14 protein-coding genes and 1 tRNA gene are annotated in these 14326 nt (G+C 24.8%); 8 read left to right on the top strand and 7 right to left on the bottom strand.

Features of this window, described 5'->3' with window-relative positions; translation table 11 throughout:
* Positions 1–61: 61 nt before the first annotated feature.
* Entirely contained in the window at positions 62–793 is a 732-nt protein-coding gene (locus D9V78_RS02040) for a class I SAM-dependent methyltransferase (protein WP_158350928.1), read from the bottom strand.
* Positions 794–1106: 313 nt separating this feature from the next.
* On the opposite strand from D9V78_RS02040, the gene D9V78_RS02035 reads away from it, so the two are divergent.
* Positions 1107–2189, top strand: coding sequence for a hypothetical protein (locus D9V78_RS02035; RefSeq protein WP_158350926.1), 1083 nt, complete (start codon positions 1107–1109; stop codon positions 2187–2189).
* A gap of 109 nt (positions 2190–2298) precedes the next feature.
* Positions 2299–3249 (top strand): elongation factor P--(R)-beta-lysine ligase, encoded by a 951-nt coding sequence (epmA, locus tag D9V78_RS02030; RefSeq protein WP_158350924.1) that lies wholly within the window; start codon positions 2299–2301, stop codon positions 3247–3249.
* A 34-nt stretch (positions 3250–3283) separates the two neighbouring features.
* Here epmA and D9V78_RS02025 read toward each other — a convergent pair whose 3' ends face one another.
* Genes D9V78_RS02025 through hslV form a run of 3 tightly spaced genes read right to left on the bottom strand, consistent with a single transcriptional unit; the run spans position 3284 to position 5955 of the window.
* Positions 3284–4036 carry an FAD-binding oxidoreductase gene (locus tag D9V78_RS02025; RefSeq protein WP_158350922.1) on the bottom strand — a complete coding sequence of 251 codons (753 nt, stop codon included), beginning with the start codon at positions 4034–4036 and terminating at the stop codon, positions 3284–3286.
* A 45-nt stretch (positions 4037–4081) separates the two neighbouring features.
* A complete protein-coding gene (gene hslU, locus D9V78_RS02020) occupies positions 4082–5410 on the bottom strand; it encodes an ATP-dependent protease ATPase subunit HslU (protein WP_158350920.1) in 1329 nt (442 codons plus the stop codon).
* 14 nt (positions 5411–5424) lie between these two features.
* Positions 5425–5955, bottom strand: a complete 531-nt coding sequence (hslV, locus tag D9V78_RS02015; protein ID WP_158350918.1) for an ATP-dependent protease subunit HslV — start codon at positions 5953–5955, stop codon at positions 5425–5427.
* Positions 5956–6124: 169 nt separating this feature from the next.
* Between hslV and rpmE the strand changes: the two genes are divergently transcribed.
* The gene (gene rpmE / locus D9V78_RS02010; RefSeq protein ID WP_158350916.1) at positions 6125–6325 is read left to right on the top strand and encodes a 50S ribosomal protein L31; all 201 of its coding nucleotides are present in this window, start codon (positions 6125–6127) and stop codon (positions 6323–6325) included.
* A gap of 38 nt (positions 6326–6363) precedes the next feature.
* On the opposite strand, the gene D9V78_RS02005 is transcribed toward rpmE, so the two are convergent.
* The 3 genes from D9V78_RS02005 to D9V78_RS01995 form a co-directional block, all read right to left on the bottom strand.
* A tRNA-Gly gene (locus D9V78_RS02005) sits at positions 6364–6439 on the bottom strand.
* 71 nt (positions 6440–6510) lie between these two features.
* On the bottom strand, positions 6511–7059 hold the full coding sequence (gene orn / locus D9V78_RS02000; protein WP_158350914.1) for an oligoribonuclease: 549 nt from the start codon (positions 7057–7059) through the stop codon (positions 6511–6513).
* Between the two features lie 101 nt (positions 7060–7160).
* Positions 7161–7607, bottom strand: coding sequence for an Hsp20 family protein (locus D9V78_RS01995; protein ID WP_158350912.1), 447 nt, complete (start codon positions 7605–7607; stop codon positions 7161–7163).
* 170 nt (positions 7608–7777) lie between these two features.
* On the opposite strand from D9V78_RS01995, the gene pgi reads away from it, so the two are divergent.
* From pgi to D9V78_RS01970, 5 genes are all read left to right on the top strand, one after another.
* A complete protein-coding gene (gene pgi / locus D9V78_RS01990) occupies positions 7778–9430 on the top strand; it encodes a glucose-6-phosphate isomerase (RefSeq protein ID WP_158350909.1) in 1653 nt (550 codons plus the stop codon).
* The gene (miaA, locus tag D9V78_RS01985; protein WP_158350907.1) at positions 9420–10400 is read left to right on the top strand and encodes a tRNA (adenosine(37)-N6)-dimethylallyltransferase MiaA; all 981 of its coding nucleotides are present in this window, start codon (positions 9420–9422) and stop codon (positions 10398–10400) included. The genes pgi and miaA overlap by 11 nt, the downstream gene beginning before the upstream one ends.
* Before the next feature lie 242 nt (positions 10401–10642).
* Entirely contained in the window at positions 10643–12205 is a 1563-nt protein-coding gene (locus D9V78_RS01980) for an anthranilate synthase component 1 (RefSeq protein WP_410051747.1), read from the top strand.
* 3 nt (positions 12206–12208) lie between these two features.
* Positions 12209–12793 carry an aminodeoxychorismate/anthranilate synthase component II gene (locus D9V78_RS01975; RefSeq protein ID WP_158350904.1) on the top strand — a complete coding sequence of 195 codons (585 nt, stop codon included), beginning with the start codon at positions 12209–12211 and terminating at the stop codon, positions 12791–12793.
* Positions 12794–12901: 108 nt separating this feature from the next.
* Positions 12902–14215 (top strand): adenylosuccinate synthase, encoded by a 1314-nt coding sequence (locus D9V78_RS01970; RefSeq protein ID WP_158350902.1) that lies wholly within the window; start codon positions 12902–12904, stop codon positions 14213–14215.
* Positions 14216–14326 lie beyond the last annotated feature (111 nt).

The following is a 14326-nucleotide window of genomic DNA, read 5'->3' as shown; positions in this document are numbered from 1 at the left end:
TAATGAAATATCTTTACATGTATATTATTTTTTTTTTTTTTATATTATTTATATATTTTATTTATTTGACGTATATATCAAATCGATGATTTTTTGTAGGAATAATATAATTTGGTTTTATATTTGCTAGATAATTTGATTTTTTGGGTCGTTTTACAACAACTTTTTTTTTAGCAAATGGTAAACATGTTAAGAGTAAATTATCAGCATCTGTATCATAACCGACTATATTTTGGATTGTTCTAATTTCTTTTTTAGATAATGATTTTTTTCGCGTAGGAAACATAGGGTCCAGATAAATGATATCTGGTTGTTGGATTTTTAATTGATGTATATTCAAAGTTGTATTATATATTAAATTAATATTTTTTTTAATTAATTTTTTTATATCATTATTTTGAAGACCTCTGACTAATCCATCATATAACAGAATTGATAAAATTGGATTTCTTTCAATCATAGTTACTTTATATCCATAAGATACGAATATAAAAGCATCTTTTCCTAGACCTGCAGTTGCATCTAAAATATTTAAATTAAATGTATTTTTTATTTTTATTGCTTGTATCATTTTAATTTTTTTATCTAATTTATATAAATTTATTTTTTTGATATTAAAATCAACCCATATATTCTTCTTAGAATTAATTAAGTTATTTTGTAATTCAATACGATGAGGTTTAATGATTAATGATATTTGAGAAGTATGATCATGTTGTATATTCCATATTTTTTTAATGAAAATTAATTTTTCTGGATTAGCATAATTGATAATTTTAATTTTGAATATCATATGTTTATTAAATTTTAATGTATTATGATGGACATATTATTAAACATAGTTTACGATATTATTAGCGATGCTATATAAAATATATACAATATTAATGTATATGATGAAAATATATTGATTATAATTTATGAAATTATATATTATGATATTTATTTTTTTATTGATAGTCAATTGTTTTATAATAAAAAATCAATTTATAAAAAGTAATTATTAAACAATTTTTATAATATATTTATATCAAATAACGAATATTTTTATGTAACCTACAAATTAAGTTTATATTATGCGTATTAATACTTTTCAAGCTTTCAGCATGAATTCTATGTGTAAGGTAAAAATTTATACTATTGTAAATATCAAATATCATAAGATAAAAGATGTTTCTAAAAAAAAAATACAAAAAAATGTATCTATTTCATGTTTACATACTTTTAAAAAAATTTATGATAAAAATTTTACCTCTTTTTTTTGTGATATTATGAAAGGATGTATAAACTCTATATATAAGATGAGTGATACTATTTCGAATATAATACCAAATCAAATTGATATTATGAAATCTAAGTTAAATAGTTTGGGTTTAATAAATATCTTGAATAAATCAGTTAAAGTAGTAAAAAATATTTTTTCTTTTCAACGAAATATTTCAAATATTTTTACAAAAAATAATCATTATTATAAAATATATCTAAATATAAAAAAATTATTTCAAAAATTATATATTTTTCATGCAAATCAATATTTTAGTTTTATAGATTTTCCATATCTATCTGGAATAGATAATGTTTATTATCATATAGATAATAATCATATCCGAATTGATCGAAATGTTACTAATCTTTCTAAGATAAGTGTAATATTTTTACAAGAAAATATTAAAAAAATGAATTGGGTAACTGTAGATGCAAGGCATCAAATAAGTAATATTGATGATTTAAGTAAAAAAATTTTTCATGATGCTCAGAATTGTACAAATATTTTTGGATCAAATATTAAGATACCCACGAATAACGGTATAATTATTGATGGTAAATATTTATCATCTGAACTACATTATAGTACTTTAGATAGTTTAAAACAATTTATTCCCAATACTATACTAAGAAATTTAGTTTTATCATGTTTTCAACATGATTTAACTAGTCAGCCTTGTTTAGAAATTTTTTATCATTCTAAAGAAATAGAGCATTTTAAACCAGAAAAGGCTGCAGTATTTTATGTTATACAAACAAATCAAGACAAGACAATAACGTTAACAGTAACCTATTTAGGTCGTTTAATTAAACTTGTAGCACGCAAAACAAGTCAACAATATACGAATTTTGGTGCTCGGGCTTCAATTATTTTATCTATAGATGAATTACCCAAAATTCAATATTTTAATTTTATAAATTAAGAAAAATATAAATATTATATATTTGAAATACTATAAGTAATTCAGCCCATAAATATATGGGCAAAACATCTTTTTTTTTGTATTTTAAAATTCTGTTTTGAGTAATTTTATGTTTAGAAAATATAATGTAATGTTTTATCAGCGATCAAAAATTATGAAAAATATTCGTGATTTTTTTGTTAAAAAAGGTATTGTAGAAATTGAGACTCCGATATTAACAAAATGTACAGTAACAGATAATCACTTAATACCATTAGAGGTACCTTATCATCTGAATGATTCCTTGCAATCAAATATGTGGTTAATTACAAGTCCAGAACTTCATATGAAAAGAATTTTATCACGTGGAATGGGATCTATTTATCAAATTTGCCATGCGTTTCGTGATAAAGAAATTGGAGATTTACATAATATTGAGTTTACTATTTTAGAATGGTATCAATTGTTTTATAATATGTTTGATATGATGGAAGTGGTTGAAGTTTTTTTACAGAAAGTATTTTTAATTAAACGTTGTGATAAAATTTCTTATAGAGATGTTTTTAGAAAAATATTAGATATTGACCCAATATGTACTAATATAGAAATATTATATAATATTTTAAAAAAAATAAATTATATGTATGTAATTCATAAAAAAGATACTATATCAGATTTGTTAAATTTAATTTTTTTAATCGCTATACAACCTAAGATTGGTTTACAACGACCAATTTTTGTATATCATTATCCTGTAGATCAAGCTATGCTTGCTAGGGTAAATAAACATGACCATAATATTGCCGATCGTTTTGAAATTTTTTTTCAAGGAATAGAGTTAGGAAATGGATTTTATGAATTAATTGATGAAAAAGAACAATATCGTAGATTTCTTATGGATGACATACAAATTAAAAAAACATCGAAAAGAATTATTGATATGCGTTTTTTACGTGCACTTAAGAGTAGATACATGCCTACTTGTTCTGGTGTAGCATTTGGATTAGACAGAATAATTATGATTATGTGTAATGTACGTAATATTCGTCAAGTAATGTCTTTTACTTTTAAAGATTGTTAGAATTAAAATATATTTAGATTAATAAATTTAATTTTTACCAATAATTTTCACTGCTAATATGTCCTGGTTTTCTTCTTAAATGTTTTTGTAAATTATATTCTTTAATAAGAATAGATTGTGTATCTTTGACCATACCCGGGTTACCGCATAACATTACATGGGATGTATTTGGATGTATGATGTAACCAACATTTTTTTCTATTTTTTTTGTTTTTAATAATTCAGGAATTCTTCCATATAATGATTGGAGGTTTTTTTCTCTACTTGTAATAGTTTGAATAATAATTTTTTTGTTAGGATATTTTTTTTTTGTATTGTGAAGTAATGGTAAATATACTAACTCATTTGTATATTTAACAGCGTATATTAAGATAATAGTTTTAAATTTTTGTAATCCTGAACCATCTTGTAATATGGAACAAAAAGGTCCAATAGCGGTTCCAGTAGCAAACATCCAAAGTATTTCGCATGGTGGAATTTCATTGATAGTAAAAAACCCTGAAGATGTTTTAGAAATTAATAGTTGTTCTCCTAACATTAAATGATATAATTTATTAGACATGATACCATCATGTATTAATGTTATAAAGAATTCTAAATTTTTGTTGTTTGGTGGATTTACAAACGAATATACTTTCTTAATGTATTTTGTTGGAGAAATTTTTATACCCAGTTTTGCAAACTGTCCAGCATAAAATGGTGATATTGGTGCATGTAATATTAATTTAAATAATCTGTCTGTATATTTATGATTTTTTATTACTATTGCGTTTACCCATTTTGTCATATTAACACCTTATGAATACAGTAAAGAAATATTATTTTGTATTGTTTATAATATAAATCGACTTAAATCATCATCGAACATTAATTGATCTAGATGTTTACTAACATAGTCAGCATCGATTATAATAGTTTTATCTTTCATTTCGTTAGCTATAAACGAAATATCTTCCATTAATCTTTCTAATACGGTATATAAACGTCGTGCACCAATGTTTTCCATGATTTCATTTACTTTCCATGATGCTTCTGCAATTTTATATATTCCATCTTTTGTAAATTGAATTTTTACACCTTCTGTTTTCATCAGTTCAACATATTGTGTAATAAGTGCTGTTTTTGGTTCTGTTAATATTTTTTCGAAATCTTGTATATTTAGTGGATGTAAATTTACTCGAATAGGTAGTCTACCTTGTAATTCTGGTATTAGATCTGATGGGTTTGATACTTGGAATGCTCCTGAAGTAATAAATAGAATATGATCTGTTTTGATCATACCATATTTTGTTGATACAGTACATCCTTCAATTAAAGGTAATAAGTCTCTTTGTACACCTTCTCGAGATACGTCGAGACCTGTTGTACCTCTGTTTTTACAGATTTTATCCAATTCATCAATAAATACTATTCCATTTTGTTCAACGGATGAAATTGCTTCTTTTTTTATTGTTTCGAGATTTAATAATTTTAATGCTTCTTCTTCTCGTAAGATTCGCATAGCATCTTTAATTTTTAGTTTCTTTTTCGTTGTTTTTTGTTGATGTAAATTTTGGAAAAGTAGTTGTAATTGATTTGTTAATTCTTCCATCCCTGGTGGAGCCATGATTTCAACACCCATGGGATTATTGGTAATACTAATTTCGATTTCTTTTTCGTCTAATTCTCCTGCATGTAGTTTTTTTTGAAAAATTTTCATAGTTTTTGTTGGTGTCTTTGGTGTACTTTTTTGATCATTTTCTTTAATAGTAGGTAGTAGTATATCTAATATTCTCTTTTCAGCAATTTTTTTTGCCTGATGTTTATTTTTTTTAGTTGTTTCAATTTTAATATTTTTAATTGCGATTTCTATTAAATCGCGAATAATTGAGTCTACTTCTTTACCTACATATCCTACTTCTGTAAATTTTGTTGCTTCTACTTTAATAAATGGTGCATGTGCTAATTTTGCTAATCGACGTGCAATTTCTGTTTTTCCAATACCTGTTGGTCCAATCATTAGAATGTTTTTTGGAGTGATGGCATATTGTAAATCTTTTTTTAATTGCATCCTTCTCCATCGATTTCTTAATGCTACTGCTACGGCTTTTTTTGCTTTTTTTTGCCCAACAATAAATTTATCAAGTTCTTTTACAATTTCTCGAGGAGTCATAGTTGGCATAAAAATAATCCTTGTTATTTTTCTGAATATAATTCTTTAATAGTAAAAATATGATTTGTATATATGCAAATATTTGCTGCAATATTTAGTGATTTTTTAACAATACTACGTGCTTCTAATTGAGAGTTTTTTAATAATGCATAAGCAGCGGCTTTAGCATATGCTCCACCAGATCCAATTGCGATGATATCATTTTCTGGTTGAATGACATCACCATTACCTGTAATAATTAATGATGTATTTTTATCAGCAACAGCTAATATTGCTTCTAATTTTCGAAGTATACGATCACTACGCCAATCTTTTGCTAGTTCTATGGCTGATTTTTTTAGTTGTCCTTGAAATGTTTCTAGTTTTTTTTCAAATAATTCAAATAAGGTAAATGAGTCAGCGGTTCCTCCGGCAAATCCAGAAATTATTTTATTATGATAAAGTGATCGTACTTTCTTTACATTGCTTTTCATAATAGTATTTCCTAGTGTTGCTTGCCCATCTCCACCAATTACTACTTTATTATTTAATCTAATACTGAGTATTGTGGTCATAGAACAATCTCTGATTTTAATGTATAAATTAATATATTACATTGATTAATTATAAATATTATTTAATATAAAATTTTAATATATTATAATTATTATTAATTTGAAGAATTATCATTTTTATTTTAACATAAATTTTAAATTTATTTTTATTGTATTATATGAGGTTTTTATGAAAAAAGGTATTCATCCTAAATATCAAAAAATTATTATTACGTGTTCTTGTAGTAATGTTATTGAAATTTTTTCTACCTATAATAAAAATACTTTAAATGTTGATATATGTTCTAAATGTCATCCTTTTTACACTGGAAAACAAAGAAATGTAATACAAGGGGGTCGTATTGAGCGTTTTAATAAAAAATTTTTATAATTAATATATAATATTTTAATTATTATTATATTTTTTTTTGGAGCGGGAAACGAGATTCGAACTCGCGACCTCAACCTTGGCAAGGTTGCACTCTACCAACTGAGCTATTCCCGCTTTAATAAATTTTACGACTACTATATAGTATATAACATATTTTATATAAACTGCAAGTAATTAAGTATGTTTTATATGTTTTTTTTTATAAAAAATTTTTTATAGAACTTTAATTCATTAATAGCATTATAAATATCAAATAGTGCTATATGTTGATTTTGTTTTTTATGTTTTTGGAATATCTGAGGATACCATCTTTTTATTAATTCTTGAATTGAACTAACATCAATATGTCGGTAATGAAAATATGATTCTAATTTTGGCATATATTTTAGTAAAAATCTTCTATCCTGACTGATAGTATTACCACACATAGGTGATTGTTTTTTTGGAACCCATTGTTTGATAAAATTTAATACTTCTTTTTCTGCTTTTATTTCATGATAATTGCTATTTTGAACTCTGTAATATAAATTATTTTTTTTGTGTGTTATTGTATTCCATTGATCCATGGATACAAGAATTTTATCATTTTGCATAATTGGTATACATGGTCCAACTGCAAGAATATCAATGTTTTTGTTTGTAATAATCGTACTAATTTCTAATATACGATGTTTTTCTGGATTTAATCCAGTCATTTCTAAATCTATCCAAATTAAATGATTTTCGTTAATCATTGTTATTATAATATTTTTGTATACAGAATTTTATGTATATTATTATATAATAACAATGATTTTAAAATTATTTTTATATGATATATTGTATTAGATGTTTATTATACTTTTTGTATGTTAATTTTTTTTATTTTTTTTGCTTCTGGAATATCATATTCGAATGATATTTCTAGTAATCCCGTATTTAGTTTTGCTTGATGAATTTTAATTGGGTGATTTAAATTAAATTGCATAGAAAAATTATTGTTTTTAATTCCTTGATGTACATATTTTATAGTTTTTGTTTTTTCGTTATTTTTTTTTCTCATTCCGGAAATTTTTAATTGGTTATTTTGAATTAAAACATCTAATTCATTTTCATGATATCCTGGTACAGTAATTATTAATAAGTATTTTGTATCATCACATTGAATAATGTCATAATCGGGTAATTCAGATAATGGTTTTTCTCCTGTTAGTGTACTAAATATTTTATCAATTTGATTAAATCGATTTGAGAAAATATTGTTTGACAACATTGGTGTGAAAGAAATAGTATCATATGACATAATAAATTACCTCAGTATGTATATAATATGTTAATTGTTATATTTAAAGAATTTTTTAATTTATTTTTTATACTTTTTATCTGATAATATGAGGGGTAATATATTTTTTTCAAGTTTTATATTATATTTTTAAAAAATAAATTTTATTATATTACAAGGTTGAACATATTATGAGAAATATTGTCCCTACGCAGACTACTGCTTGGAAGAATTTAAAAAAACATTTCCAAGATATGCAAAATATACATTTAAATGATTTATTCCGTAAAGATAAATATCGTTTTAAAAATTTTTCTTTTTTTATAAAAGATAAATTATTGGTAGATATTTCAAAAAATAGAATTACATATACAACATTAAAAATATTATTAAGTTTAGCTCAAGACATGCATTTATCTGAAGCAATTCAACAAATGTTTTCTGGTAAGAAAATTAATTGTACTGAAGACCGTGCAGTATTGCATACTGCTTTACGAAATGATTATCATAATCCCATAATTTTAGATGGAAATGATATTATGCCAGAAATTTATGCAGTCTTAAAGAAAATAAAATTTTTTTCAAATCAAGTAATTAACGGTCAGTGGAAAGGATATTCTGGAAAGAAGATTACAACTGTTGTTAATATTGGTATAGGAGGTTCTGATTTAGGGCCAAGTATGGTTACGAAGGCTTTGAAAGCATATAAAAATCATTTAGATATTAAATTTGTATCGAATATTGATAGTACAGAGTTATTTCATTTATTTAAAATTATTGATTTTGAGACTACAATATTTTTAATATCATCTAAAACATTTACTACACAAGAAACGATAGTCAATGCTGAAACTATTAAAAAAGCTTTTTTTAAAAAAGCGGGATGTACTAAACATATGAATCAGCATTTTTTTGCAATTACTATGAATACAAATAAAGCAAAAGATTTTGGTATTATTTCAGATAATATTTTTAAAATATGGGATTGGGTAGGCGGGCGTTATTCAATATGGTCTGCTATGGGATTATCAATAGCATTAGCTGTAGGATTTAAAAATTTTAAAGAGTTATTAAATGGAGCATATGCTATGGATATGCATTTTAAAAATACCACTTTTGAAAAAAATATTCCTGTTTTATTAGGATTGATAGGAATCTGGTATAATAATTTTTTTTATTCTGAAACAGAAGCTATTTTTCCATATGATCAATATTTAAATCGCTTTCCTGCATATATTCAGCAAAGTAACATGGAGTCTAATGGAAAAAACGTTGATCGTAATGGTAATACAGTATCTTGGCAAACTGGTCCGATTATTTGGGGTGAAGTTGGAACAAATGGGCAACATTCTTTTTATCAGTTGTTACATCAAGGAACAAAATTAATTCCTTGTGATTTTATTGCACCTATATTATCTCATAATTCTATTCAGGATCATCATGAAATTTTATTGTCTAATTTTTTTGCGCAAACACATGCTTTAGCTTTTGGAAAATCTTTTTATAATGATAGTAGTTGTTTTTTTTCTGATATCAAAAGCGTAGATAGTGCATTTATTCAGAAATTTAAATGTTTCTTAGGAAATCGTCCTAGTAATACATTGTTATTTAAAAAAATTGATCCATATTCGCTTGGATTATTAATTGCATTATACGAACATAAAATATTTACTCAAGGTGTAATTTTTAATATTTTTAGTTTTGATCAGTGGGGTGTAGAATTAGGAAAGAATATATCTAATAGTATTTACAACACTTTAACCAATAAAAAATATGAATTAGATTATGATAATTCAACGCAGGGTTTATTAAATTTTTATAATAGTGTACGTCATGCAAAGTAATATATTATATGATAAGTTTAATAGTATTGTAAATAAAAAATTTGTAATTTTTGTTATGGGACCTACTGCATCAGGTAAGTCCGCATTAGCAATGCATTTACGAAAATATCTTCCTGTTGAACTTATTAGTGTCGATTCTGCATTAATTTATAAACATATGGATATTGGAACTGCGAAACCTAGTAGTATAGAATTATCAAAACATCCACATCGTTTGATAAATGTAGTCGATCCCGGAGAGTGGTATTCTGTATCAAATTTTCGTCGCGATGTTTTACAGTCAATTCAAGAGATTTTTTATATGAATAAAATTCCATTATTAGTCGGTGGTACAATGTTGTACTATCATATTTTATTAAATGGTATATCAGCATTACCTAAAGCAGATTTAAAATTACGTAGAAAATTTTTATATTGTAAAGTACTAGGAGATAAAAATTTTTTGCATAAATATTTATCTATTATTGATAGTGATGCAGCAAAGATTATTCATCCTAACGATATTCACAGAATTATTAGAGCATTAGAAGTATATTTTATTACTGGTCAAAAAATGAGTATATTAAAAAAAAAAACATCTAATGTTTTTCCTTATGATGTAATACAATTTGCTGTAATACCAGATAAATTATGTTTATATAATAAGATAAAATATCGTTTTTACAATATGTTGCATCAAGGTTTAGAATTTGAAGTACGGAAATTATTTTATAGAGGAGATTTAAATATAGAATCTCCAGCAATACGTTGTATCGGTTATCGTCATATGTGGTTATACTTATTACATGAGATTAGTTATAACCAGATGATTCATGATGCAATTATTGCAACACGTAAATTTGCAAAGAAACAAATGACTTGGTTAAAACGTTGGCCGAATGTACATATTTTATGTGATAAAAAGTTAAATTTGTTAACTGAAAAAATATTATATTTGGTATATCGTAGATATTTATATACTTTGGTTTAATATTTTTATATTGTATGATTGGTTTTTGTTTGATAAATAAATAAGTATAAATATATTAATGAAATTACATGGAATATATGGTTTTTCTTTTAAATATTTTTTATATTACACTTATTATATGATTTAATATTTTATTATATATATATATATATATTAAATCATATATAAATTTAATTAACATAATTTTTTAGTAACATAATAGTAAAATTATTTATTATAAAATTATAATATAAAAATGAATTATACTAATGAATAAAAATATATTTCAGACTGTACAAATAGATGCACCATATCGAAGTAATCCAGCAGCAACATTTTATGAATTATGTGGAAATAAAAAGATATCTTTATTATTAGAATCTGCTGAAATAAATAAAAAATATCAATTAAAAAGTATGATGATTATAGATACAGCAGTACGTATTACTGCATATAAACAAATCGTAATTTATGAAGCTATGACAAAAAATGGTCAGAATATATTAGATCAAATACATACTGTAATTCCAAAAGTAGTAAGAATTAGTTATTATAAAAACACAGTTAAGTTGATATTTCCAAAAAATGATTTTAATGTAGATGAAGATGTTAAATTACGTTCATTATCAGTGTTTGATGCTTTTCGATTTATTTTTCAATTAGTTAAAGCAAAAGAAAAAGATCTTGATGCAATTTTTTTTGGAGGATTATTTTCATATGATTTAATTAATACATTTGAAATATTACCTAAAGTAAAAGGTTGTTATAAATGTCCAGATTTTTGTTTTTATTTATCAGAAGTTTTGCTAATTATTGATCATTTAAATAAAAATAGTATGATTCAGGGTAGTATTTTTTTTAAAGATTTTTATGAACAAAAAAGAATTACTGATAGATTGTATAATTTACAAAAAAAGTTATATAATGATCCTACCAATATTCCATGTAATACAATTCTTCCTTCAAAAGTGCAAATTAGTCTGAATGATTTAGAATATCAAAATGTTGTAAAAAATATGCAAAGATATATACGTCAAGGCGAAATATTTCAAGTTGTACCGTCTAGAAAATTTTTTTTATCATGCCCATATCCTTTATTAGCATATTATACTTTAAAATTGAATAATCCAAGTCCTTATATGTTTTTTATGCAAGATACGGATTTTACATTATTTGGAGCTTCTCCAGAAAGTTCATTAAAATATAATCCTATTACACGTAAGATTGAAATTTATCCTATTGCTGGTACTCGACCAAGAGGATTTGATCTATCAGGAAATTTAAATTTTGATTTTGATAGTCGAATAGAATTGGAAATGCGTACTAATCATAAAGAATTATCAGAGCATTTGATGCTGGTTGATTTAGCAAGAAACGATTTGGCAAAAATTTGTGTTCCAGGAACAAGATTTGTTTCTCAATTAACTAAAGTGGACCGTTATTCACACGTTATGCATTTAGTGTCAAAAGTAATTGGTGTTTTACAATATGATTTAGATGCATTACATGCATATTCTGCTTGTATGAACATGGGTACTTTAACTGGAGCACCAAAAATGAGAGCTATGGAATTAATTTATGAAGCAGAAAATTTTAAACGAGGTAGTTATGGTGGTGCTATTGGTTATTTTACTGCTTCAGGTGTATTAGATACATGTATTGTGATTAGATCTGCATATGTAGAAAATAATATTGCTACTATACAAGCTGGTGCAGGTGTAGTTTTAGATTCTATACCAATAGAAGAAGCAATTGAAAGTCGTAACAAAGCGCAGGTTGTTTTAAATTCTATTATTCAATCAAATTATCATAAGGATATATTATAAATTATGTCTAAAGATATTCTTCTAATAGATAATTTTGATTCTTTTACATATAATATTGTTGATCAATTGAGAGCAACGGGAAATAATGTAATTATTTATCGTAATACAGTGGATATACAGATTATTTTATGTACTTTATCAAAACTGAAACATCCAGTGATATTACTATCTCCTGGACCTGGCCAACCAAAAAACTCTGGTTGTATGTTAGATTTATTACGTTATACAATTGGCAAAATACCAATTATTGGAATTTGTTTAGGACATCAAGCTATTGTGGAATATTATGGTGGTACTGTAGAGTACGCAGGAGAAATCATACATGGAAAAACATCGTATATTTATCATGATCAAAAAGATATGTTTTATAATTTACCTAATCCATTATTAGTAGCAAGATATCATTCCTTAATTTGTCAGAAAATTCCAAAAAAATTAATCATTAATGCTTTTTTTAATAATATGGTTATGGCAGTTAGAAATAACAAGGATAAGATTTGTGGGTTTCAATTTCACCCTGAGTCGATTTTGACGACACATGGATGTAAATTACTTGAATCTACTCTTTCTTGGCTAGATGTTATATAATATTTATTATACATATTTTCAAAATAGTATTTATTGTTTAATTATGCATGACATATTTTATTTTTCTGATTTATAGGATTTGACTTGATTTTTATATAAGGCGGATATGTGAGTAAAAATATTGTTGTACTAGGTATGCAGTGGGGTGATGAAGGAAAAGGTAAAATTGTAGATTTTCTGACTATACAAGCAAACTATGTAGTGAGATATCAAGGTGGACATAATGCCGGCCATACTCTTGTGATAGGAAAAAAAAAGATTATTTTACATCTAATTCCTTCAGGTATACTACATCAAAATGTGATTTGTATGTTAGGTAATGGAGTAGTAATTTCTTCTAATAGTTTAATTAATGAAATAAAAATGTTGGATAGTTTAGGTATTTCAGTTGTTGGCCGTTTATTTATATCAAAAAATTGTCCTTTAATTTTACCATACCATATTAAGATGGATGTTTTAAGAGAAAAATTATCTGGTAAATTATGTATTGGTACAACTCAAAAAGGTATTGGTCCTGCATATGAGGATAAAGTTGCTCGTTATGGTATACGAATCTGTGATTTATATAATGAATCTGTATTACAAGAAAAAATAAAACGTGTTCTTGATTATTATAATTTTCAATTTGTACATTATTATAAATCTAAGCCAGTGGAGTATAATATTGTTTGGGAAAATATTTTATGTGCTCAACGTATTATCAAAGATAAAATTAAAGATATACCAACGATTTTAAAAAATGCAGATCGTGATCAGAAACGTATTATTTTTGAAGGTGCTCAGGGAGCTTTATTAGATTTAGATCATGGTACCTTTCCTTATGTTACTTCCTCTAATAGTACCCTTGGGGGGGTATTTACTGGATCAGGTGTTCATATAAACCAGATAAATATTATTATTGGTATATTTAAAGCTTATTGTACTAGAGTGGGTTATGGACCATTTCCTACGGAATTAAAAAACGAAGTTGATGATTATTTATGTAACAAAGGTAAAGAATTTGGATCTACTACAGGTCGTAGAAGAAGAACAGGTTGGTTAGATTTAGTATTATTATTACGTATGGTGATGATAAACTCTATTTCTTCTTTGTGTTTAACTAAATTAGATGTTTTAGATGAATTATCAGAAATAAAAGTGTGTATTGCATATGAAAATATTTATACTGCTGAAATTATTAATAATCCATTTGATTACTTAGATTGGAGTATATTAAAACCAGTATATAAAGTTTTTCCTGGTTGGAAAATTTCTACAAAAGGTATTACTGAATTTTCAAAACTACCTTTTTTTGCACAAAATTATATTAATTATATTGAAAATTATATTGGTAATGGTGTATATATTGATATAATTTCTACTGGTCCTGAAAGAAGTGAAACAATTATAGTACGTAATTTATTCAATACAAATAGTATGTAGAATTTTTTAGGAGGAATAGAGCAAAGAAACATCTCTATATTAAATTGTTTTTTAATTTTTTTTATAGGATCAATTGTATATACTTTTTTGGAATACAATGATATATTGTTT

The sequence above is a fragment of the Buchnera aphidicola (Sarucallis kahawaluokalani) genome, from assembly GCF_005080725.1.
Taxonomy (GTDB): Bacteria; Pseudomonadota; Gammaproteobacteria; order Enterobacterales; family Enterobacteriaceae; genus Buchnera_L; species Buchnera_L aphidicola_AF.
Note: the sequence above shows the minus strand (reverse complement) of the source record. Positions and strands in the feature narration are given on the sequence as shown.